This window comes from Rhodococcus sp. T7 (assembly GCF_009872365.1).
In the GTDB taxonomy this organism is placed as follows: domain Bacteria; phylum Actinomycetota; class Actinomycetes; order Mycobacteriales; family Mycobacteriaceae; genus Rhodococcus_F.
The window spans coordinates 198,396-220,147 of record NZ_WXYH01000111.1; the positions used below are offsets into that span (position 1 = coordinate 198,396).

Sequence of the window (21,752 nt, forward strand, 5' to 3'; positions counted from 1 at the left end):
CGTGGTGAAGTCCGCGACCGGCGCCTGGCCGGTCTTCGGCTCGCTGCGCGACTACCGACGGGGGTGGGTCAGGCCCGACGTGATCGCGGGCCTGACCGTGTGGGCGGTGCTCGTCCCGGAGGCACTGGCCTACGCGACGATCGCGGGAGTGCCACCGGTTGTCGGCCTCTACGCGGCGGTCCCGGCTCTGATCCTGTACGCGGCGGCGGGCAGTTCGCGCCACCTCGTGGTGGGTCCGATGTCGGCGACCGCCGCCCTGTCGGCGGCGATCGTCGCGCCGCTGGCCGGTGCGGACGGCGGAAAGTATGCGGCGCTGTCCGCCGTCCTCGCGATCGCCACCGGGATCGCGGGGCTGCTGGCCGGTCTGCTGCGCCTCGGATTCATCGCCTCGTTCATCTCCGAGCCGGTGCTGAAGGGCTTCATCGTCGGCCTCGCCCTCACCATCATCATCGGACAGGTGCCCGCGCTGTTCGGGGTGGAGAAGGCGAAGGGCAACTTCTTCGAACAGGCCTGGGGGGTGCTCACTCATCTCGGGGACACGCACGGGGTAACGCTCGTCGTCGGCGGTCTCAGCCTGGTGGTGGTGCTCGGGTTCAAACGGTGGCTGCCGCTGGTCCCGGGATCGCTGCTCGCCGTGCTGCTCGGGATCGCGGCGGTGTCGCTGTTCGGGTTGGACGACCGGGGCGTCGACATCGTCGGGCACATCGATCCGGGTCTGCCGGCGCTCGGATTGCCGGCCGGTGTCGGGTTCGACGACTACGTGGACCTGCTGGGTCCGGCGGTCGGTGTGCTGCTGATCGGCTTCGCCGAAGGTCTCGGCGCCGCGAAGACGTACGCGGCGAAGGAGGGCTACGAGATCGACGCGAACCGGGAACTTCTCGGCCTCGGCACCGCAAACCTCGGTTCCGGCCTTTGCTCGGGCATGGTGGTCAACGGCAGCCTCTCGAAGACGGCGGTGAACGGTGGGGCGGGGGCGAAATCTCAGGTCAGCGGACTCGTCGTCGCCGCACTGACCGTGGTCACGCTGCTGTTTCTCACCGGACTCTTCGAGAAGCTGCCCGAGGCGACCCTGGCCGCGGTGGTGATCGCCGCCGTCATCGAACTCGTCGACATCGCCGCGCTCCGGAGGCTGTACGGGGTGTGGACGCGGCGGCTGGGCAGCATTTACGGCCACGCCGCGCGCGCCGACTTCGCGGCGGCACTCGCGGCGATGCTGGGCGTCCTACTCTTCGACACCCTGCCCGGCCTGGTCATCGGCATCGGCGTCTCCATGCTCCTGCTGCTCTACCGGGCCTCCCGCCCCCACGTCGTGGCGCTCGTGAAGGACGGGTCGCTGTGGGTGGACGCCGAACGCCACCCCGAACTGCCCGTCACCCCGCACGTGGTGGTCGTGCGGGTCGAGTCCGGATTGTTCTTCGCCAACGCCGATCACGTGAAGGACCGCATCGAAGAACTGTGCACCGAAGGCACCAGGACGATCGTGCTCGACGCGGAGACGTCCCCGTTCATCGACGTCAGTGCGGCGCAGATGCTCGTGCAACTGCGCGACGCCCTGAAACGCAAGGGCGTCGACCTCCGGGTGGCCCTCGACATCGGTCAGTTCCGCGACACGATGCGGCGCGCGGGCTCCCGAACTTCACCCGTCGGCCTGTACCCGACCGTGCGGGAAGCGCTTGCCGATGCGAGCAGGGAACGGCCAGAGGAGGATTCGTGACCGTCAACGCGGAATTGCAGGAACTCGCCGCGAAGGCGTGGGTGTACGGTTTCCCGCTGGTGTTCGACCTCGACCAGGTGAACCGCTTCGTGGCGGACGGGATGGGGAGCCTCGCGCCCGCACCGTTCAACACGTTCAGTCACGCCCGCACCCTCGCCGGGCCGCGGGACACCTTCGTCTCGGTCAACAACGACACCGTCTACTCGATCGCCCAGATCGACCTCGGTCACGGGCCGCAACTGCTGCGGGTGCCCGACAGCGGCGGCGCGTACTACGTGCTGCAGTTCGTCGACGCGTGGACCGACAATTTCGCGTACGTCGGCAAACGGGCGACGGGAACGGCGGCCGGCCGGTATCTGCTGACCGGCCCCGGGTGGTCCGGCGAGGTCCCCGCCGGCGCGACGCGGATCGCGTTCCCCACCGCGGTCGGCACCATCGTCGGCCGCTGGGCCTGCGACGGCGTGGACGACCTGGAACGGGTGAACGCACTGCAGTCGGCCCTCACGCTGGAACCCGTCGGAGACCGGGAACCGGCGAAGGGTCTGCCCGTGCCCGACCCGAACGTCCCCGAGGACCTTCGGTTCTGGGAGAAGCTGCGGGTGTACTCGCAGGCGTACCCGCCGGCCGCGCAGGACCTGATCGCCGAGCAGATGTTCGCCCCACTCGGGTTGCTCGAGACCGGGGCGTCGCCGTACCTCGAGGCTCCGCCGGATCTCGCGTCCGTCCTGACGGCGGGAGCCGAGGCGGGCCACCGATCGCTCGTAGCCGCACTGAAATCGGGTGGCGGTGCGGCGATCGTCAACGGCTGGCAGTTGATGTACCACGCCTTCGACTACAACGACGACTTCTTCGAGGTCGGCACCGTGGACTCACCCGAGTGGCGGATCGAGGACCGCTCGGAGGCGCTGGGCCTGCGGGCCGGGGCCGCGATGGCGGGACTGTGGGGCAACCACGGCTACGAGGCCGCGTACGCGCCGATCTACCACGACAGCGAAGGCAACGAACTCTCCGGCGAACACACCTACACCCTCACGTTCGCGCCGACCCCGCCCGTCGACGCGTTCTGGTCGATCACCATGTACGACCTCCCGGAGTTCTTCCTCGTCGACAATCCGATCGACCGCTACTCGATCGGCGACCGCACTCCGGGACTGGTGTTCGCCGACGACGGTTCGCTGACCATCACGCTCGGCGCCACCGCTCCGGCCGACCCGGTCGCCCGCGCCAACTGGCTGCCCACACCGACCGCTGGATTCCGGCCGATGCTGCGGATGTACAGCCCCCGGACCGAGGTGTTCGACGGCACGTTCGAGATCCCGCCGATCGTGAAGACCGCGTGATCCGCGGGACGGTGCATCGGCGGTAGTGTTCGGGCCGATTCGAGGGGGGATCGGGTGAAGAAGGTCGCCGCGGCGCTGCTGTGCGCCGCGATCACGTCCGGGTGCGCGCACAGCGTGTCGGGGACCGCGGGGGCGTCCCCGCTGCAGGGACTGAGTCCGGACCAGCAACGGCACGTCCACGTCGAGGATGCGCTCCGCGCCGCCGATCCGTGCGGGCTGCTCGACGAGGCGGTGGTGCGGCACGCCGGGACGGTCCAGCAGTACGGGTCGGCCGTGCAACTGCCGGTGTGCTCGGCGCTGATGACACGGCCCGACGGCGCGAGCACCTATGTGGAGTTGTCCCTGCTGCCGTCGATGCTGTCCGACCCCTCGCTGACGCGGCCGGAGACGGTGGACGGGGTGACCGTCTACCGCGGCGCGGGCGCCGACCTGGCTCGCGGGACGTGCGAGCGGGTCTTCCGGCTACCCCTGGGAACCGGTGACGAACAGGTGGGAGGGCCGCCTGCGACTGTCCGCGCCGGAATCGGCGCGGGCCAGGACGCCTGCCCGCTGGCCGACGCGGTGCTGGACTCGGCGCTCGACAGGATGCGGTCGGGGCTGCCCGCGCGCGACGCCGGTTCCCCGGATCAGGTGGCGCTCGCCGTCCACGACCCCTGCGAAGTCCTCGACGTGCTGGGGACCACGGCGGGCGGACGCGTCGTCGATCCGGAGTCGCCGCCTGCCCCGTTCGACTGCGTCCTGTTCCCGAACCCGAATCGGGTGCCCGGGAGCGAGGTGACCGTGTCGTTCACGATGTCGCCGGTGAAGGAAAACAGACCACCCGTTCCCGCCGTGCCGGAGACGGTCGGCGACCGGTGCCGGTGGACGAGCCCGATGGGTGAGCCGATCGACATCACACGGCCAGGGGCGGGTGTCGACGAGTTCACCCGCAGGCTCGGCCACGCGGGTGCAGTCGTCACTGTTCACGGCCCGAACTGCGCCGCCGTGGCGAGGGTCGCGGACGCCGCGAACACGGCGTTCGGATAGGCCGCCGAACGGACTCACCCGGGATCAGATTGGACTCCGCCGGTAAGCTCGACAGCTGGACCAGTACAGATTCATCGACCTGGAGGTAGAAACGCGTGGCTCTCGTCGTCCAGAAGTACGGCGGATCCTCGGTGGCAACCGCCGAGAGAATCCGACGAGTGGCTGAACGGATCGTCGAGACCAAGAAGGCCGGCAACGATGTCGTCGTCGTGGTTTCAGCGATGGGGGACACCACTGATGAGCTGCTCGATCTGGCTCAGCAGGTGTGCCCAGCCCCACCCGCCCGCGAAATGGACATGCTGCTGACCTCCGGTGAGCGCATTTCCAATTCTCTCGTCGCAATGGCAATTCATTCGCTCGGTGCGGAGGCCCGTTCGTTCACGGGCTCGCAGGCGGGCGTCATCACCACCGGTGCTCACGGCAACGCCAAGATCATCGACGTCACACCGGGCCGCGTCCGGGATGCGCTCGACGAGGGCTCGATCGTCCTCGTCGCCGGATTCCAGGGCGTCAGCCAGGACAGCAAGGACGTGACGACCCTCGGGCGCGGCGGTTCGGACACCACCGCGGTGGCCCTCGCCGCAGCCCTCGAGGCCGACGTCTGCGAGATCTACACCGACGTCGACGGCATCTTCACCGCCGACCCGCGCATCGTTCCCGACGCGCAGCGGCTCGAGACGGTGTCGTTCGAGGAAATGCTCGAACTCGCGGCGTGCGGCGCGAAGGTGCTCATGCTCCGCTGCGTCGAGTACGCCCGCCGATACAACGTGCCTGTGCACGTCCGTTCGTCATACACGACCAAGCCGGGCACCATCGTGTCCGGATCGATGGAGGACATCCCCGTGGAAGAGGCAATCATCACCGGAGTCGCGCACGATCGCGGCGAGTCCAAGATCACCGTCGTCGGCCTGCCCGACACCCCGGGTTACGCCGCGCAGGTCTTCCGCGCGGTGGCCGAGGCGGAGATCAACATCGACATGGTGCTGCAGAACATCTCGAAGGTCGAGACCGGCAAGACGGACATCACGTTCACCCTGCCGACGGCCGACGGCCCGCGGGCGGTCGAGAAGCTGACGAAGCTGCAGGGCGAGATCGGCTTCACGCAGGTGCTGTTCGACGACCACATCGGCAAGGTGTCGCTGGTCGGTGCCGGCATGAAGAGCCACCCCGGCGTCACCGCGACGTTCTGTGAGGCGCTCGCGAAGGCGGGTGTCAACATCGACCTCATCTCCACGTCGGAGATCCGCATCTCGGTGCTCGTCAAGGACGTGGAGCTGGACAAGGCCGTGAAGGCGATCCACGATGCATTCGAGCTCGGCGGCGACGAAGAAGCCGTCGTGCACGCAGGAACGGGACGGTAATCATGACCACCATCGCTGTCGTCGGTGCGACCGGACAGGTCGGCATCGTCATGCGCACCCTCCTCGAGGAACGCAATTTCCCCGCGGACAAGGTGCGGTTCTTCGCCTCCGCGCGGTCGGCGGGCAAGAAGCTGCCGTTCCGCGGTGAGGAGATCGTCGTCGAGGACGCGTCCGCGACGTCCGACGAGGACCTGAAGGGCATCGACATCGCCCTGTTCTCGGCCGGTGCCACGCTGTCCCGGGAGCAGGCCCCGCGCTTCGCGGCGGCCGGTGCCACTGTCGTCGACAACTCTTCGGCGTTCCGCAAGGACCCCGACGTTCCGCTGGTCGTCAGCGAGGTGAACCCGGAGCAGGCGAAGAACCCGCCGAAGGGCATCATCGCCAACCCCAACTGCACCACGATGGCCGCGATGCCGGTGCTGAAGGTCCTGCACGACGAGGCCGGACTGCAGCGTCTCATCGTGTCGAGCTACCAGGCCGTTTCCGGCAGCGGCATCGCCGGTGTCGAGGAGCTGGTGGGCCAGGCCCGCGCCGTCATCGGCGACGCGGAGAAGCTGGTCCACGACGGCAGCGCCGTCGACTTCCCGGCCCCGAACAAGTACGTCGCCCCGATCGCGTTCAACGTGCTGCCGTTGGCCGGCTCGCTCGTCGACGACGGCAGCGGTGAGACGGACGAGGACCAGAAGCTCCGCAACGAGAGCCGCAAGATCCTCGGACTGCCCGACCTGCTGGTGTCGGGCACGTGCGTCCGCGTCCCCGTGATCACGGGCCACTCGTTGTCGATCAACGCCGAGTTCGAGCGTCCGCTGTCGGTGGAACGCGCGCAGGAGATCCTGTCGAAGGCTCCCGGCGTGCAGCTCGTGGACGTCCCCACCCCGCTCCAGGCCGCGGGCAGCGACCCGTCGCTGGTCGGGCGGATCCGTCAGGATCCGGGTGTTCCGGAGGGCCGCGGGCTCGCGCTGTTCGTGTCCGGCGACAACCTGCGTAAGGGTGCCGCCCTCAACACCATTCAGATCGCCGAACTGCTCGTCTAGCTCTCCCCCCACGTGAGTGGCAAAGTGTGCTCCCGCACGCTTTGCCACTCACGTGTCGGTTGGGGGTGGATACTGGGCCGATGAGAGTGGTCGGGGCCGCGGTGGCGGCGGTTCTGCTGCTGCTCACCGGCGCGAGCGAGGTCTCCGCGCAGCCGCCCGGGATCCTGTTGTCGCAGGAGCAGTTGCCCCTCGCCACGGTCCCCGCCCGGGCGGGCGACAGCGTCCGGGTGCGCTACTCCACCCTGCGTACCTCGACCGCGACCGGTGAATCGACCGGATCGGTCTTCCTTCCCCGTGGCGAACCGCCCGCCGGCGGCTGGCCGGTGGTGTCCTACGCCCACGGCACCGTCGGTGTCGCCGACCAGTGCGCGCCGTCCGTCGCCGGGTTCAACTACGTCGAGCTGCCCGCGATCGAGCAGTGGCTCGCCGCCGGGTACGCCGTCGCAGCAACGGATTACGCGGGAATCGGCACACCGGGTGTCAACGCCTATCTGGACGGTCCGGCGGCCGCCGCGAACGCCGTCGACGTCGTCCTCGCCGCGCACGAGGTCTACGGCGACGTGCTCGCCGACCGGTGGATCGTCACCGGACTGTCGCAGGGCGGGCAGGCGACCTACTTCGCCGCCCGCGAGGCCACCACCCGGGCACCCGCGCTCGACTTCCGGGGCGCCGTCGCCGTGGCCGCGCCGACCCACCTCGAACAGCTCTTTCCCGCCGCGGGTCCGTCGGTTCCTGATCTGCCGACATCCGGAATCGTGAACTACGCGCTGCTGACCCTCGCCGGTATCGACGACCAACGTCCCGAGGTCGACATCCGGCGGTACCTGTCGTCGACGGGACTCGACCTGATGGAGTTCGCGAAGGTGACGTGCAGCCGCGAACTCGGCCGGTACCTGCTCGCCCATCCCACGTCGGTCGGCGACCTGTTCGCGGCGCCCCTGTGGAACGACCAGTTCCGGGAGCTGTTCCGGGAGATGCAGCAGGTACCCGTCGACGGCTTCGACCGGCCCCTGCGGGTGGTGCACAGCCTGTCCGACGCGTCGGGCCGATTCCGTTGACGTGGGCACAACTCGCCGAGATGCGGCAGCACGGGGTGAACGCCGAATTCCAGCAACTCGTCGGTGAGGACCATCGCGGGTCGCTGATCGCCTCCATGCCGGAGTCCCTCGCGTTCGCTGCGCGGGTGCTGTCCTGACCCCCAGGTGAGTGGCAAAGCGTCCTCCCACACACATCGCCGCTCACCTCACCCGGGACGTGCGAGGCGGACACGGCCGCGCGACCCCTACGGTTCGGACATGGGCTCAGTCATCGGAGAACTGCTACCGCTCGCCGTGGGTGTCGCGATCTCGCCGATACCGATCATCGCCGTCATCCTGATGCTGCTGTCGAAGCGTGCGGGCGGGGCGAGCGCGGGCTTCGGTGTCGGCTGGATCCTGGGCATCGTCGTCGCGACAGGGATCTTCGTGCTCCTCGCCGGCAGCGTCGACACATCCGATTCCGACGGCCCCTCCGCGACGACGTCGTGGGTGAAAGTCGTTCTGGGTGTGCTGCTGCTCCTGCTCGCGGGACGGCAGTGGCGCAGTCGCAACGCTGACGCGGAACCCCCGAAGTGGATGCAGGCGATCGACGACCTGAACTTCGTGAAGTCCACGGGACTCGGATTCGCGCTGGCAGCGATCAATCCCAAGAACCTGCTGCTCTGTGTGTCCGCGGGCGTCGGGATCGGCACGGCGGGGGTGAGCGGCCCCGAGCAGGTGGTGGCCCTGGTCGTGTACACCGTGCTGGCCGGATCTACCGTCCTCGTCCCGGTGGTCGCGTACGCCGTGGCCGCCGACAGGATGCGCGGGACCCTCGACAGCCTCAAGGTCTGGTTGCAGGCCAACAACGCCGCAGTGATGAGCGTGCTGCTACTCGTGATGGGCGCCGTCGTTCTCGGGAAGGGATTCGGTGGATTGTTCTGAGCCGTTGACGGGCCCTCGCAGATAGCGGCCGATGTAGGTCTCGTCGAGAGCGACTGCCTTGGTGATCACCGCCGCAGCCACGATGACCACCGACATCACGAACAGCCAGCTGATCGCGGTGAACACGAGTCCGATCGCACCGAACTGGTGTTGCGCGGTTTCGGTGATCCGGGGAAGGACGAGACGTCCCCCGGCGTGGATGGTGGTGAGCCCCGCGGCGGTCAGCGCGCCGCTGGCCCAGAGGACGCGTCCCTTGAGGGTTCCCATCGTCAGCAGGTACGGGCAGAGCGTCCACACCGCCCACCAGATCGCGAGTTCGGCGACGAGCGCGAGGGGGAGTCCGAAGTACCTCAGGTTGGTGAGCTGGTGCGCGGCGGCGATCGCGGACGCCGAGAGCGCGACGCTGAAGAGCACCACCAGCCAGCGCCAGGCGTCGCGCAGGGAGATCGAGGGGACGTTCCAGATCTTCGCGTAGATCCGTGCGAGCGCCCGCGCGAACGACGTGCCACTGACGGCGACCATCAACAGGCCGAACACGCCGAACGCGGCGAACGTCGGGGTGGTCGGATCCACGGTGCCCACGGCGGACGACAACACGGACGGATCGAAGCCGAACTGGTCTTCGAGACTTCTGGCCGTCACGTTCCACTCGCTGACCGTCGACACCGCGATCATGACGGGCAGCACCGACGTGAAGATCTTCGCGGCGAGCGTCATGGACCTGTCGAAGAGTTCGATCCCCACGAGGCCGTCGATGATGCGCCGGACCGTGCGCCCGGGAGGGGTCCCCTGGAGCCAGCCGTTAGCCGTTTCGGTGCGCGCGGCCAGAGCTTCCCTGGCCAGCGCCACAGACAGTTTCGTCGACCGCACTCTTCGAGCGAACACCGATTCGGCCGGGTTGTCATCATCCGCGTGAGGTGAGAACGCGGGGACCGGTCACGAGCGGACGATGCACCGGAACCCGATGTGACAGGTCGACGTCTCCTCGGTGTCACCCTGCCGGGCCGACGGCCGGTAGCGGAGGCAGTAGTTGGGTGCGCAGAGATGCGAGCCGCCCTTGATTACGCGGCGCGCGTACGGCTCGTGCGGGTCCGGGGCGGCGGCGGTGTCGATGCGGGGGTTCGCCGGAATGCAGCAGGAACTCGCGGGTGCCACGTTCTTGCCACTCGCGGAGTGGTCGGCGGTGAAGTAGTCGCTGGTCCATTCCCACACGTTGCCGGCCATGTCGCCGAGTCCGTAACCGTTGGACCGGAAATGGCCGACGGGCGACGTCCCGGCGAACCCGTCCTCGAGGAGGTTCTCCCACGGGAACTGCCCCTGCCACACGTTGCCGCCGGGCCTGCCACCCGGTTCGTGCTCGTCGCCCCAGACGAACGGCTTCCGGTCCAGGCCGCCGCGGGCGGCGAACTCCCATTCGGCCTCGGTCGGCAGGTCCTTGCCCGCCCACTCCGCGTAGGCACGGGCGTCGAACCACGACACGTGCGTCACGGGATGGCGTTCGCGTCCGCCGACGTTGCTGCCCGGACCTTCCGGGTGCCGCCAGTCGGCGCCCGGCGTGAACGACCACCAGCGGGTGAAGTCGTCGAGGGGCACCGGGCCGGGGGTCGGGGTGAACACCAGCGAACCGGGCACGAGTAGAGCCGGATCCGCGCCCGGGTACTGGGCCGGGTCGGGGGCGATCTCGGCGGTCGTGACGTGGCCGGTGTCCTTCACGAACCGCCGGAACTCGGCGACGGTGACCTGGTGTGCGTCCATCCAGAAGCCGTCGACCGTCACCTGGTGGACGGGGCGTTCCTCGGGGTAGAAGTCCTCCGAACCCATCCAGAAGGTGCCCCCGGGGATCCATGCCATGTTCTTCGGAACTGCACGAGTCATGGGGTCAGACTGGCACGACGGCGGCCGCCGTGCGACGGTGCGCCCGTAAACCGGGTGCGAGCGGTGACGGTTGGGGTACCGTCGGCTACTCGAGTCGGCTACTCCAGTCGCAACGCTGGTCGCATCGTGCAGGGGGCTCCACCGAATGGATGGACGAATTCCGCGTAGGTCGTTCGTGCGTGGTCTGGCGCTGACGGCCGGGCTCGGTGCCGTCGGAGCGGGATCGGCGAGTGCCTACCCGTTCGGCATCGATCCGCTGCGGCCGTTCGTCTTCTCCTCGCCGCCGCTGCAGCCGTTCCGGGAACAGTTGCCGCCGCTGCCGGTGCTGGGCGGGACCGCCGTCGAGGTGCACGCGAGCAGCACGATGCACGTGTTCCATCCCGACCTCCCCGCTTCGCCGGCCCTCGGCTACGGCGGCATGGACTACCTGGGTCCGACCATCGAGGCGCACGTCGGTGAACGGACGTCGCTCACCTACCGCAACGACATCACGAGCAACCCGCTCGCCGCCGACGTCGACCCACGGATCCACGGGGTGAGCGAGCAGGACCGCACCCAGGTCCCGACGTCGCTGCACCTGCACGGCGGCCGGACGCCCCCCGAGTTCGACGGACACCCCGAGGACACGATGCGGCCCGGGCAGGGGATGGTGCACGAATACCCGAACCGGCAGGACGCCTGCGCGCTCTGGTACCACGACCACGCGATGGGCGTCACCCGGCTCAACATCTACGCCGGGCTGGCCGGGATGTACCTGCTGCGCGACGAGTACGACACCGGTCTGAGCGGCAATCCCCTCGGCTTGCCCTCGGGCGAGTTCGAACTGCCGCTGGTGTTGCAGGACAAGAACTTCACCGACGACGGACGGCAGAGTGTCCGCTCCAACCCACTGAATCCGCAGGGCAGCTGGGAGGCCGCCACCCCCGGTGACGTGGGGGTGGTGAACGGCAAGGTGTGGCCGGAGATGGCGGTGGCGCGGGGTCTGTACCGGCTGCGGATGGTGAACGCGGCGTCGTTCAGCGTGTGGAATCTGTTCTTCGAGAACCGGATGAGGTTCTGGGTGATCGGCGCCGAAGGCGGACTGCTCGACGCGCCCGTCCCCACCGACCACGTCCGGCTCGGACCGGGGGAGCGGGTGGACCTCCTCGTCGACTTCGGGGCCCTCGCCCCCGGAACGACGGTGGAACTGCGCAACGACGAGCCGATTACGGCGCAGGTCGCTCAACGCGGCGTGCAGATCATGCCGCGGTTCTGCCGGTTCCGGGTCGGCACGGCCGCCGGGTTCACCGGCGGTGTGCCGGAAACGCTCCGGGGCAGCAGTCGTGGTCTCACCGTGCTTCCGCCCGTCGCGCAACCGTCGGTCGTGCGGAACGTGTCGGTGATGCAGCTCGCGGAGGGCCCCGGCCAGCCGTCCCCGCTGATGTCGCTGAACAACCTGCGCTACACGACCGACGACATCGAGATGCCCCGCCAGGGGACCGTCGAGCAGTGGAACATCGTCAACGTCACGCCCGAACCGCACCCGATCCATCTGCACCTGGTGACGTTCCGGGTGATCGGTCGGCAGGCGATCGACACGAACGCCCTGATGCAGGCCGTCCCGGTACCCGCGGTCGGGGTGCGGTGGACGCCGTCGGCGGACCCGTTCGTCGTCGGGCCGGTCCAGGCGCCGCAGGTGTGGGAGTCGGGGTTCAAGGACACCGTGATCGCGGACGCGAACTCGATCACCCGGATCATCGTCCGGTTCCCGACGGCGGACGAACTCGGCTTCGACCCGGATGCCACCTTCGGGATGTCGGCGGCGCACACGATGGATCACTCCGGTGGCGGCCACATGGAGCAGTCGCCGCATCCCCTGCAGGGGTACGTCTGGCACTGCCACATGCTCGACCACGAGGACCACGACATGATGCTGCGGTACCGCCTCGTGCCCTGAGACCCGTGAGTACTTCTTAACCGCCGGACGTTAACAAGTACTCACAGCAACTTAAAGTCAGTCTGGACTGTTTTCTTTTTTCGGCCTACAGTCCTGGGTGTGACCCCTGACACGGCAGTAGCCAAAACGACCCGCACACAGGCCGAGCGGACCGCGGCGATGCGCACGAAGCTGCTCGACGCGGCCGTCGACTCCCTCGTCGAGCTCGGATACGCCCGCACAACGACGCAGGGCATCGCACGGCGGGCCGGGGTGTCGCGCGGCGCGCAGTTGCACCACTTCCCGACCAAGGAGTCGCTGGTGGTGGCCGCGGTGGAACATCTCGTCGACAAGCGGATGGAGGAGATCCTCGCCGCCGAGGTGGATGCCGCCCGCGGCATCGAGGTGCTCGCCGACGCCTTCTCCGGCCCGCTGTTCTACGCGGCCCTCGAACTGTGGGTGGCCGCCCGCACCGACCCGGCCCTGTTCGAGGCGACGGTCCCGCTGGAGCGGAAGGTCACCGACGCGCTGCGACGCGGGTCGGCGGAGGTGTTCGGCGATCGGTTCGACTCCGATGCCATCGAACTCAGTATCGAATTGGTTCGCGGTCTGGCGGTGTCGGCACTGTTCCGCACGCCCGAGGCCGAACAGTCACTACGCGCGCGGCTGTTGCCCGTGTGGGAATCGAAGGTGGAGAAGTCGTGAATCTTCCGCAGCACGTACACACCCTGATCGTGGGGGCGGGTTTCGCGGGCCTGGGCCTGGCGGCGCGCATCCTGCAGGCGCAGCCGCACGCCGACGTCCTGATCATCGAGCGCGGCGACGACGTCGGCGGGACGTGGCGCGACAACACGTACCCGGGGTGCGCGTGCGACGTCCCGACGTCGCTGTATTCGTACTCGTTCGCGCCCAGCGCCGACTGGAGTCACACGTTCGCCCGCCAGCCCGAGATCCACCGCTACCTGAAGAAGGTCGCGGCCGACACCGGTATTCGGTCCCGGGTGGTCACCGATTGCGAACTGCAGGAGGCGCACTGGGACGACGACGGTGCCATCTGGACCGTCCGGACGAGCCGCGGAACGCTGACGGCCGACGTCGTGGTGGCCGCGACCGGTGCGCTGTCGACGCCCAGTGTCCCGGACATGCCCGGGCTGGAGAGTTTCGGCGGCACCACGTTCCATTCGGCGACGTGGAATCACGACCACGACCTCACCGGTCAACGCGTGGCCGTCATCGGCACCGGTGCGTCGGCCGTGCAGTTCGTGCCCGAGATCGCGCCCGTGGCCGAGCATCTCACCGTGTTCCAGCGCACCCCAGCCTGGGTGATCCCCCGACTCGACCGTGCACTGCCGGACGCAGAGAAGGCGCTCTATCGACGACTGCCGTTGGTGCAGAAGGCTGTCCGCGGGTCGGTGTACAGCTTCCGGGAAGCTCTGGGTGGCGTGCTCGCGCACGCCACCGGGCTGCTGCCGGTGTTCGAGGCGGTGGCCAGGGTGCACCTTCGCCGCCAGGTGCGGGATCCGGAATTGCGCCGGAAGCTCACGCCGAACTTCACGATCGGCTGCAAGCGGATGCTGCTGTCGAACGACTGGCTCCGGACCCTCGACCGCCCCGACGTCACGCTCGTCGACGCCGGACTCGCCGGGGTGACAGCGGACGGTGTCGTCGACGCGGTCGGCAACGAGCACAAGGTCGACACCATCATCTTCGCGACGGGGTTCACGCCGACGGAACCGCCGGTGGCGCACGCGTTGCGCGGTGCGAACGGCCGCACCCTCGCCGAGCACTGGGCCGGGAGCCCGAGCGCGTACAAGGGGACCACCGTCGCCGGGTTCCCCAATCTGTTCCTGATGTACGGGCCCAACACCAATCTCGGTCACAGCTCCATCGTCTACATGCTCGAATCGCAGTCCGCGTACATCGCCGACGCGTTGACGGCGATGCACCACAACGGAATCGCCGCGTTCGAGGTCACCGAGGAGGCGCAGCGCCGCTACAACACCCGCATCCAGTCCGACCTGCGGACCACCGTCTGGAACAAGGGCGGCTGCTCGAGTTGGTACTACGACTCCGAGGGCCGGAACTCCGTCCAGTGGCCGACGTTCACCTGGAAGTTCCGCTCGCAGTTGCAGCGCTTCGACCGGGAGAACTACGTCTCCCGGCGCAAGGTGGCGAAGGAGACCGTCGCGTGACGCACTACGACGTGGTCGTGGTCGGCTCCGGGTTCGGCGGCAGCGTCGCGGCGCTCCGGCTCACCGAGAAGGGGTACCGGGTCGGTGTTCTCGAGGCGGGCAGGCGCTTCGCCGACGACGAACTGCCCGAAACGAGTTGGCGGCTGCGACGCTACCTGTGGGCGCCCTGGCTGGGCTGCTACGGCGTGCAACGGATCCACCTCCTCCCCGACGTCCTGGTCATGGCAGGCGCCGGGGTCGGCGGTGGTTCGCTGAACTACGCGAACACGCTGTACCAGCCGCCGCGCCGCTTCTTCGAGGACCGGCAGTGGGCGCACATCACCGACTGGCAGTCGGAGCTGGCCCCGTACTACGAGCAGGCGAAGCGGATGCTGGGGGTGACGGCCAATCCGTCGTTCACCCCCGCCGACGCCGTCATGCGCGAGGTCGCCGAGGAGATGGGCGCCGGTGCCACGTTCACGTCCACACCGGTGGGAGTCTTCTTCGGGGAACCGGGATCACGGGTGGCCGACCCGTTCTTCGGCGGCGAGGGTCCCGACCGGACGGGGTGCACGGAGTGCGGCAGTTGCATGACGGGTTGCCGTGTGGGAGCGAAGAACACGCTCGTCAAGAATTACCTCCACCTCGCGGAGAAGGCGGGCGCCCGGGTCCATCCGCTGACGACGGTGAAAGAGTTGCGCCCCCGATCGGGCGGCGGCTACGAGTTGCGGACCCGCCGCACCGACGGAATCCGCCGGCGGGAGTACACGTTCACCGCCGACCAGGTGGTGGTTGCCGCGGGCACGTACGGCACCGCCCGGCTGCTGCTGGCGATGAAGGAATCCGGTGCGCTGCCACGGTTGTCGCCGAGACTGGGCTCGGTCGTGCGCACCAACTCGGAGGCGGTGCTCGCGGCCACGGCCCGCAGCCGCGACACCGACTACACGAAGGGCGTGGCCATCACGTCCTCGTTCCACCCGGATGATCACACCCACATCGAGCCGGTGCGGTACGGCAAGGGCAGCAACGCAATCGGCTTGCTGCAGACCGTCCTCAGCGACGGCGGCGGCCGGACGCCGCGGCTGCTGAAGACGGTGGGCGTCGCGCTGCGCCGGCCGGGGGCGTTCGCCCGCAGCCTGTCGGTGCGGCACTGGTCGGAGCGCACCGTGATCGCGCTCGTCATGCAGACCGACGACAATTCGCTCGAGCTGGCCAAGGGCAAGGGGCGACTCGGCCGGGCGGTCACCAGCCGTCCGGGGCCCGGAGATCCGCCGCCCGAATGGATCCCGCAGGGGCACACGGCCATCAGGAAGGTGGCCGCGCGGATCGGCGGCGACCCCGGCGGCTCGGTCGCCGACGTCGTGAACATTCCGATGACCGCGCATTTCCTCGGGGGATGCGCCATCGGGGACTCGGCGGATACCGGAGTCGTCGACCCCTACCTGCGCGCGTACGGGCACGACGGGCTGCACGTGGCCGACGGGTCGGTGGTGAGCGCGAACCTCGGCGTCAACCCGTCGCTCACCATCACCGCCCAGGCCGAGCGCGCATTCGCGCTGTGGCCCAACAAGGGAGAGACCGACACCCGGCCCGAACCGGGCAAGCCATACGTACGTATCGAACCGTCACCGCCCCGGAATCCGGTGGTGCCCGCCGACGCGCCGGGCGCGCTGCGGCTTCCGCTGACGGTCGTGAACCGAAGGGAGACAGTCGATGTGGAGCGTGCCTGAATCGACCACCGAGCGCACCGACTGGCCCGAGAGCTCACCGCCCCCGTGGCCGGCGACCGTTCGCGCGACGCTGTGGTGGCACCGCAGCACCGCGGCCGCGCGCGCCCTCGGACCGGACGGCGCCACCGTGCCGATGACCCTCGCGATGATGGTCGACTATCTGGACTCGCCAGTCGGCCCGTACCGCGAAATCCTCGCCAGCCCGGTGCTCCGTGCGCCGGGACGTCGAGTCGGCGTCCTGCCGCGCATGGCGGTCCCGTTCATCGCCGTGGATTCGGAACCCTCCGTACACGGTGGACGCGCACACTGGAGCCTGCCCAAGGTGCCTGCCGAGTTCGACGGCGACGTGCACGGCGACTTCGCGGCGGCGTCCGGGGCATGGCGTGTCACCACGAGCACCCGGCCGCGCGGACCGCGGCTACCGATCGCCGGAGCGCTGGGGTTCGCGCAACCGGGCGAGGGCGGGCACGGTCTCGTGACGGCGTCCGCTCGGCTCCGGGGCCACTTCCGGTACGCCCGCGTGGACGTGGCAGCCGACGGACCTACGCTTGCCGACTGGCTGACTCCGGGAACCCATCACGGCATCGTGATCACGGACGGCCGGATGACCACCGGGCCCGCGCGGCAGCGCTGACTGCCTGGCGCTATGCGATCTCCGCGGCGACGCCTGCGAGGCGCGGCAGCACGGTGTCGCGCCAGCCCGGACCCATCCGCTCGAACGCGTCACGGCTGCGCTTGTCGTCGAGGTCGAAGCCCGAGTGGTCGAGGAACAGGCGCGTGCCCGCGCCCTAGGGAACGAGGCGCCACACCAGCGTCCAGTTCTCGGTGAACGTGTAGACGAAGCGCCGCTCGGGCTCGACCTCGACCACTTCACAGGGGACGGCGCCCCAGCCGGGCATGTCGAGGTGGAACCGGTGCCCGACGGTCGCGGCGACGTCGCCCGCGGCCCACCAGCGGGCCAGCAGGTCGGGCTCGGTGAGGGCGCGCCACACCTTGGCGGGCGGCGCGGCGATGAACTGGTCGACGGAGATCTGGGTGGTGGTGCGGTCGGTCACGAGTCCTCCTCGAAAAAGTCGGCGAGTGTGCGCAAGCGGTGACGCCAGAACCGCTCGAACGGGTGCAGCCAGTCGCCGACGTCGGCGAGCGGCTCGGCGGTCAGGTGGTAGTGCCGCTGCCGTCCGGACGGTTCGTCGCGGACGAGCCCGGCCCGGCGCAGCACCTGTAGATGCTCCGCCACCGCGGGACGGCTGAGGTCGAACCGGCCCGCGAGGTCCCCGGCGGTGAGCGGTCCGTCCGCCAGGATTTCGAGCAGACGGCGTCGCACCGGGTTGGCGAGGGCGAGGAAGACGTCGTCATCGGGCACGGGGCGAGCTTATGTCGGAGATTTCCGACATGTCAACAATCTCCGACACATCCTTTTCTTGACTAATTCCAAAAAGGCGCGATACTGGAACACATGCGACACGACACAGATCCCAAAGCGCAGCTGCGCGGCGTGGGCCTGCGTGTCACTGCACCACGCGTTGCAGTGTTGAATGCGGTTGCCGTACAGCCGCATTCCGACGTCGACGATATTGCAGCCGTAGTTCGTGAAGAGCTGGGATCGGTCTCCACCCAGGCGGTATACGACGTCCTCAAGGCGTGCACCGCCGCCGGTCTGCTCAGACGTATCGAACCCGCGGGATCGCCCGCACGGTTCGAAACCCGTACCGGAGACAACCACCACCACCTCGTGTGCCGCAGCTGCGGGACCGTCGTGGACGTGGACTGCGCCGTCGGCGAGGCACCGTGCCTCGACCCCTCGCAGGCCCACGGTTTCGAGATCGACGAGGCCGAGGTCGTCTTCTGGGGGCTCTGCTCCCAGTGCCAGACCGACGCGAAGAGCGGAACCGGGTCGGCAGCAGCCCTGTCCTGACCCCGTTCGTCCCCGCCGATACACCCTCACCCGATTGCAACCTGGAGGCTTTGCCATGCCTGAAACTCAGCGCGCGACCACCACCAACGCCGGGATCCCCGTCGCCAGCGACAACGAGTCGCTCACCGCCGGGCCCCAGGGCCCCATCCTGCTGCACGACCACTACCTCGTCGAGAAGCTCGCGCAGTTCAACCGGGAGCGCGTCCCGGAGCGCGTCGTCCACGCGAAGGGCGCCGGCGCGTTCGGCGAACTGGTCGTCACCCACGACGTGAGCCGCTACACGAAGGCCAAGCTGTTCCAGCCCGGCGCGAAGACCGAATCGCTGGTGCGCTTCTCCACCGTCGCAGGCGAGCAGGGCAGCCCCGACACCTGGCGCGACCCGCGCGGATTCGCCGTGAAGTTCTACACCGAGGACGGCAACTACGACCTCGTCGGCAACAACACGCCCGTCTTCTTCATCAAGGACCCGATCAAGTTCCCCGACTTCATCCACTCGCAGAAGCGGCTGCCCGGATCCGGTCTGCGCGACCACAACATGCAGTGGGACTTCTGGACGCTGCGGCCCGAGTCCGCGCACCAGGTGACCTGGCTGATGGGTGACCGCGGCATCCCGAAGACGTGGCGGCACATGGACGGTTTCGGCTCGCACACGTACCAGTGGGTCAACGCCGAGGGCGAGCGGTTCTGGGTCAAGTACCACTTCAAGACCGACCAGGGCATCGAGTTCCTCACTCAGGGCGAGGCCGACACCCTCGCCGGCACCGACCCCGACCATCACCGCGCCGACCTGTACGACACGATCGCCCGCGGCGAGTTCCCCAGCTGGACGCTGAAGGTCCAGGTCATGCCCGTCGACGAGGCCGAGGGCTACCGGTTCAACCCGTTCGACCTCACCAAGGTGTGGTCGCAGAAGGACTACCCGCTGATCGAGGTCGGCAAGTGGACCCTCAACCGGAACCCCGACAACTTCTTCGCCCAGATCGAGCAGGCGTCGTTCGAACCGTCGAATGTCGTTCCGGGAATCGGCTTCTCACCCGACAAGATGCTGCTGGGACGGGTCTTCTCGTACGCCGACGCGCACCGGTACCGCATCGGCGCCAACTACGCGCAACTGCCGGTCAACGCCCCGAAGAACCAGGTGAACTCGTACTCGCAGGACGGCGCGATGCGGTACGCCACCAATTCGCCCGAGACCCCGGTGTACGCACCGAATTCGTACGGCGGTCCGCACGCCGACGCGTCGCTCGCGGGCGACGAAGGCCTCTGGGCGTTCGACGGCGAGTCCGTGCGCGCCGGCTACGTCGAGCACGCCGAGGACGGCGACTTCACGCAGGCGGGCACCCTCGTCCGCGAGGTCCTGAGCGACGACGAACGCGACCGCCTGGTCAGCAACATCGTCGGTCACGCACTCGGCGGTGTCAGCGAACCGGTTCTGCTTCGGGTGTTCGACTACTGGAAGAGCGTCGACCCCGACCTGGGCAAGCGCGTGGAAATCGGTGTCCGGGAAGGGCAGAGCCAGAACTGATGTCGTCGGTGGGGCAGGCTCAGAGCAGGCCCCACCAATAGACCAGCAACGCGAGAACGAAAACCACCACAGTTTCCACGACGACCCTCCTTCGCCCGACTGGACGTAGCGCACGATTCCATCATCCCCCATGTGCTTCGCACCCGTGAGTACTTGTTAACCGCCGGCGGTTAACAAGTACTCACGGGGGTGTGACGGGTGTGTCGGATGTTGTTGCTAGGTTGAGCGGTGTCAGGACACCGGCTCGGATGACCGTGTCCCGAGTCGGGGTCGAAAGGTGCTGTCTTCCATGGTGATGGGTCCCACCCACGCAATGTCCGGTGCGGCCGTCGGTCTGGCGGTGGCAGATCTGCTGCCGCTCGACTGGGGTGGGCCCACGTCCACCGCCGAGACGTTCACGTTCGCGGCGGTGTGCGCCGGGGCGGCGCTGCTCCCGGACCTCGACACGAGCCAGTCCACGGTGTCGCGGTCGTTCGGTCCGGTCAGCAACGTCGTCGCGAAGGGCGTCGACGCGGTGTCGCTGGGTTTCTACACGATCACCAAGGGCAAACGCGACGGCAAGCGGCGCGGTGGGCACCGCACGCTCACCCACACCGCCCTGTTCGCGGCGGGTATCGGGGCCGGGGTGTCCGCGCTCGTCGTCCAGTTCGGCAAGCCCGCCATCATCGCGACGCTGTTCGTCTGCCTCGGCCTGGCCCTGCGCGGGCTGGCCGGTGAGCTGGCCAAAGAAAAAGGCTGGCTGGCGGTTTCGGTGGTCGCCGCGGTGCTGTCCGCGCTCACCTGGCAGTCGTATCCCACCGAGGCCGGTTCCACCGGGCTCGGCGTCGCCGTGGCCCTCGGCTGCGCGACGCACTGCCTCGGGGACGCCATCACCAAGGAGGGCGTCCCCTTCCTCGCGCCGTTCCTCACGCTCGGTAAGGAACGGTGGTGGGAGTTCCGGCTCCCGTCGTTCCTGTCCATCCGGGCGGGCGGGCCCTTCGAGAAGGTCGTGCTCGGGCCCGCCCTGACGGTGGCCGTCGGACTCATGGTCATCTGGGCCATCGACGGTGCGCCGCAGGCAATCTACGACGCATTCGTCCCCGCCCCGAAGTGAATCAGGCGCCGACGTGACTCAGGTGACTCAGGCCGCGAGCATCTTCTCGAGGTCGTCGAGGACGAGCATTGCTCCGGTGGGTCCGAGCGCGAGGAACCAGGTCTCGTCGCTGACGTGCACGGACTTGCCGTCCTTCACCGCCTGCATCTGATTCCACAGCGGTCCGCCGACCACGGTCGACTCGTCGGTGGTCTCGGGCGCGCCGTAGCTGGAGTAGAAGATCCGGTCGGCGTCCGCCTCGCCGATCGTCTCCTGGCTGACCTCGACGGCGAGTTCGTCGATGTTCTGCACCGTGGGGCGCGGGAGCCCGACGTCCTGCAGGATGACGCCGATGAACGACAGGTTGCCGTACAGGCGGATCTTGCCGGACATGAACCGGACCAGCGAGATCGTCGGTTCGTCCGTGATGGACTCCCGGACCTCGTCCGCGCGGGCCTGGTAGGCGTTGAGCACGCCCTCCGCCTTGGTCTCCTCGCCCAGGGCGTCCGCGACGAGCAGGAAGTTCTCCTTCCACGGGAATCCGGGGCGGATGCCGAAGACGGTCGGCGCGATCGACGACAGCTGCGGGTACAGCTTGTCGGCGCGCAGTTTGCTGCCCAGGATCAGATCGGGATGCAGCGCGGAGATCGCCTCGAGGTTCAGGTTGTTGGTGGTCCCGACGTCCGGCACTCCGGCGAGCTTGTCGGCCAGGTAGGACGGCTGTCCGGCGGCGCTCTCCGGGCTGGCCAGTCCGACGGGCGTGATTCCCAGAGACAGCACGTCGTCGAGTTCGCCGCCGTCGAGGACGATCACCCGTTCGGGCTTCTTCTCGATGACGGTTTCGCCGAGCGCGTGGGTGATGGTCCGGGGGAAGACGCCCGGTTCGGCGTCGGTGCCGAGCTTGGCGGTCTCGGCGTCCGCCGTGGCGAACAGGCGGCCACCGGTGGCGACGTCGGTGTTGCCGGTGGTCGATCCGGTGTCGGTGGTGCCGCAGGCGGCGAGAAAGACGCTGGCCAGGGCGACCAGCCCGGCGCGTACGTAGAGCCTCGATGACATGAGGTGAGGCTATCCTGAGGTAGTGGAGGGGCGGTGGCGGGGTCCGGCTACCGGAAA

Annotated in this window: 18 protein-coding genes and 2 pseudogenes; 15 read left to right on the forward strand and 5 right to left on the reverse strand. The window is 68.7% G+C overall.

What is annotated here, in order from left to right:
* Position 1: 1 nt before the first annotated feature.
* From MLGJGCBP_RS14325 to MLGJGCBP_RS14355, 7 genes and pseudogenes are all read left to right on the forward strand, one after another.
* Positions 2-1,714, forward strand: coding sequence for a SulP family inorganic anion transporter (locus MLGJGCBP_RS14325; RefSeq protein ID WP_160096354.1), 1,713 nt, complete (start codon positions 2-4; stop codon positions 1,712-1,714).
* Entirely contained in the window at positions 1,711-3,054 is a 1,344-nt protein-coding gene (locus tag MLGJGCBP_RS14330; RefSeq protein ID WP_160096356.1) for a DUF1254 domain-containing protein, read from the forward strand. The genes MLGJGCBP_RS14325 and MLGJGCBP_RS14330 overlap by 4 nt, the downstream gene beginning before the upstream one ends.
* Positions 3,055-3,108: 54 nt before the next feature.
* Positions 3,109-4,080, forward strand: coding sequence for a hypothetical protein (locus MLGJGCBP_RS14335; protein ID WP_160096358.1), 972 nt, complete (start codon positions 3,109-3,111; stop codon positions 4,078-4,080).
* 95 nt (positions 4,081-4,175) lie between these two features.
* Entirely contained in the window at positions 4,176-5,441 is a 1,266-nt protein-coding gene (locus tag MLGJGCBP_RS14340; RefSeq protein WP_005248517.1) for an aspartate kinase, read from the forward strand.
* Between the two features lie 2 nt (positions 5,442-5,443).
* Complete coding sequence (locus MLGJGCBP_RS14345) at positions 5,444-6,475, forward strand: aspartate-semialdehyde dehydrogenase (RefSeq protein WP_087557241.1); 1,032 nt, start codon at positions 5,444-5,446, stop codon at positions 6,473-6,475.
* Positions 6,476-6,555: 80 nt separating this feature from the next.
* Positions 6,556-7,670, forward strand: a pseudogene (locus MLGJGCBP_RS14350) (alpha/beta hydrolase family protein).
* 100 nt (positions 7,671-7,770) lie between these two features.
* Positions 7,771-8,436, forward strand: a complete 666-nt coding sequence (locus MLGJGCBP_RS14355) for a GAP family protein (RefSeq protein WP_160096360.1) — start codon at positions 7,771-7,773, stop codon at positions 8,434-8,436.
* On the opposite strand, the gene MLGJGCBP_RS14360 is transcribed toward MLGJGCBP_RS14355, so the two are convergent.
* Complete coding sequence (locus MLGJGCBP_RS14360; protein ID WP_201453062.1) at positions 8,383-9,285, reverse strand: hypothetical protein; 903 nt, start codon at positions 9,283-9,285, stop codon at positions 8,383-8,385. The genes MLGJGCBP_RS14355 and MLGJGCBP_RS14360 overlap by 54 nt on opposite strands.
* Positions 9,286-9,372: 87 nt before the next feature.
* Positions 9,373-10,311 carry a formylglycine-generating enzyme family protein gene (locus tag MLGJGCBP_RS14365; RefSeq protein ID WP_160096362.1) on the reverse strand — a complete coding sequence of 313 codons (939 nt, stop codon included), beginning with the start codon at positions 10,309-10,311 and terminating at the stop codon, positions 9,373-9,375.
* A gap of 145 nt (positions 10,312-10,456) precedes the next feature.
* Here MLGJGCBP_RS14365 and MLGJGCBP_RS14370 point away from each other — a divergent pair, with 145 nt between their 5' ends.
* The 5 genes from MLGJGCBP_RS14370 (at position 10,457) to MLGJGCBP_RS14390 (ending at position 16,761) form a co-directional block, all read left to right on the forward strand.
* Positions 10,457-12,247 (forward strand): multicopper oxidase family protein, encoded by a 1,791-nt coding sequence (locus tag MLGJGCBP_RS14370; RefSeq protein WP_160096364.1) that lies wholly within the window; start codon positions 10,457-10,459, stop codon positions 12,245-12,247.
* Positions 12,248-12,406: 159 nt separating this feature from the next.
* Complete coding sequence (locus MLGJGCBP_RS14375) at positions 12,407-12,931, forward strand: TetR/AcrR family transcriptional regulator (RefSeq protein WP_160096366.1); 525 nt, start codon at positions 12,407-12,409, stop codon at positions 12,929-12,931.
* Positions 12,928-14,418, forward strand: coding sequence for a flavin-containing monooxygenase (locus tag MLGJGCBP_RS14380; RefSeq protein WP_160096368.1), 1,491 nt, complete (start codon positions 12,928-12,930; stop codon positions 14,416-14,418). Before MLGJGCBP_RS14375 ends, MLGJGCBP_RS14380 begins: the two co-directional genes overlap by 4 nt.
* On the forward strand, positions 14,415-16,127 hold the full coding sequence (locus tag MLGJGCBP_RS14385) for a GMC family oxidoreductase (RefSeq protein WP_160096370.1): 1,713 nt from the start codon (positions 14,415-14,417) through the stop codon (positions 16,125-16,127). The genes MLGJGCBP_RS14380 and MLGJGCBP_RS14385 overlap by 4 nt, the downstream gene beginning before the upstream one ends.
* The gene (locus MLGJGCBP_RS14390) at positions 16,111-16,761 is read left to right on the forward strand and encodes a hypothetical protein (RefSeq protein ID WP_160096372.1); all 651 of its coding nucleotides are present in this window, start codon (positions 16,111-16,113) and stop codon (positions 16,759-16,761) included. Before MLGJGCBP_RS14385 ends, MLGJGCBP_RS14390 begins: the two co-directional genes overlap by 17 nt.
* 10 nt (positions 16,762-16,771) lie before the next feature.
* On the opposite strand, the pseudogene MLGJGCBP_RS14395 reads toward MLGJGCBP_RS14390, so the two are convergent.
* A pseudogene (locus tag MLGJGCBP_RS14395) lies at positions 16,772-17,182 on the reverse strand (SRPBCC family protein).
* Positions 17,179-17,490: an ArsR/SmtB family transcription factor gene (locus tag MLGJGCBP_RS14400; protein ID WP_160096374.1), complete on the reverse strand. Its 312-nt coding sequence runs from the start codon at positions 17,488-17,490 to the stop codon at positions 17,179-17,181. The pseudogene MLGJGCBP_RS14395 and the gene MLGJGCBP_RS14400 overlap by 4 nt, the downstream one beginning before the upstream one ends.
* A gap of 93 nt (positions 17,491-17,583) precedes the next feature.
* Here MLGJGCBP_RS14400 and MLGJGCBP_RS14405 point away from each other — a divergent pair, with 93 nt between their 5' ends.
* The 3 genes from MLGJGCBP_RS14405 (at position 17,584) to MLGJGCBP_RS14415 (ending at position 20,660) form a co-directional block, all read left to right on the forward strand.
* Positions 17,584-18,042 (forward strand): Fur family transcriptional regulator, encoded by a 459-nt coding sequence (locus MLGJGCBP_RS14405; protein ID WP_160096376.1) that lies wholly within the window; start codon positions 17,584-17,586, stop codon positions 18,040-18,042.
* A gap of 55 nt (positions 18,043-18,097) precedes the next feature.
* Complete coding sequence (locus MLGJGCBP_RS14410) at positions 18,098-19,567, forward strand: catalase (RefSeq protein ID WP_160096378.1); 1,470 nt, start codon at positions 18,098-18,100, stop codon at positions 19,565-19,567.
* A gap of 289 nt (positions 19,568-19,856) precedes the next feature.
* Complete coding sequence (locus tag MLGJGCBP_RS14415; protein WP_160096380.1) at positions 19,857-20,660, forward strand: metal-dependent hydrolase; 804 nt, start codon at positions 19,857-19,859, stop codon at positions 20,658-20,660.
* Positions 20,661-20,687: 27 nt separating this feature from the next.
* Here the strand turns inward: MLGJGCBP_RS14415 and MLGJGCBP_RS14420 are convergent, their stop codons facing one another.
* On the reverse strand, positions 20,688-21,695 hold the full coding sequence (locus MLGJGCBP_RS14420; protein ID WP_160096382.1) for an ABC transporter substrate-binding protein: 1,008 nt from the start codon (positions 21,693-21,695) through the stop codon (positions 20,688-20,690).
* Positions 21,696-21,752 lie beyond the last annotated feature (57 nt).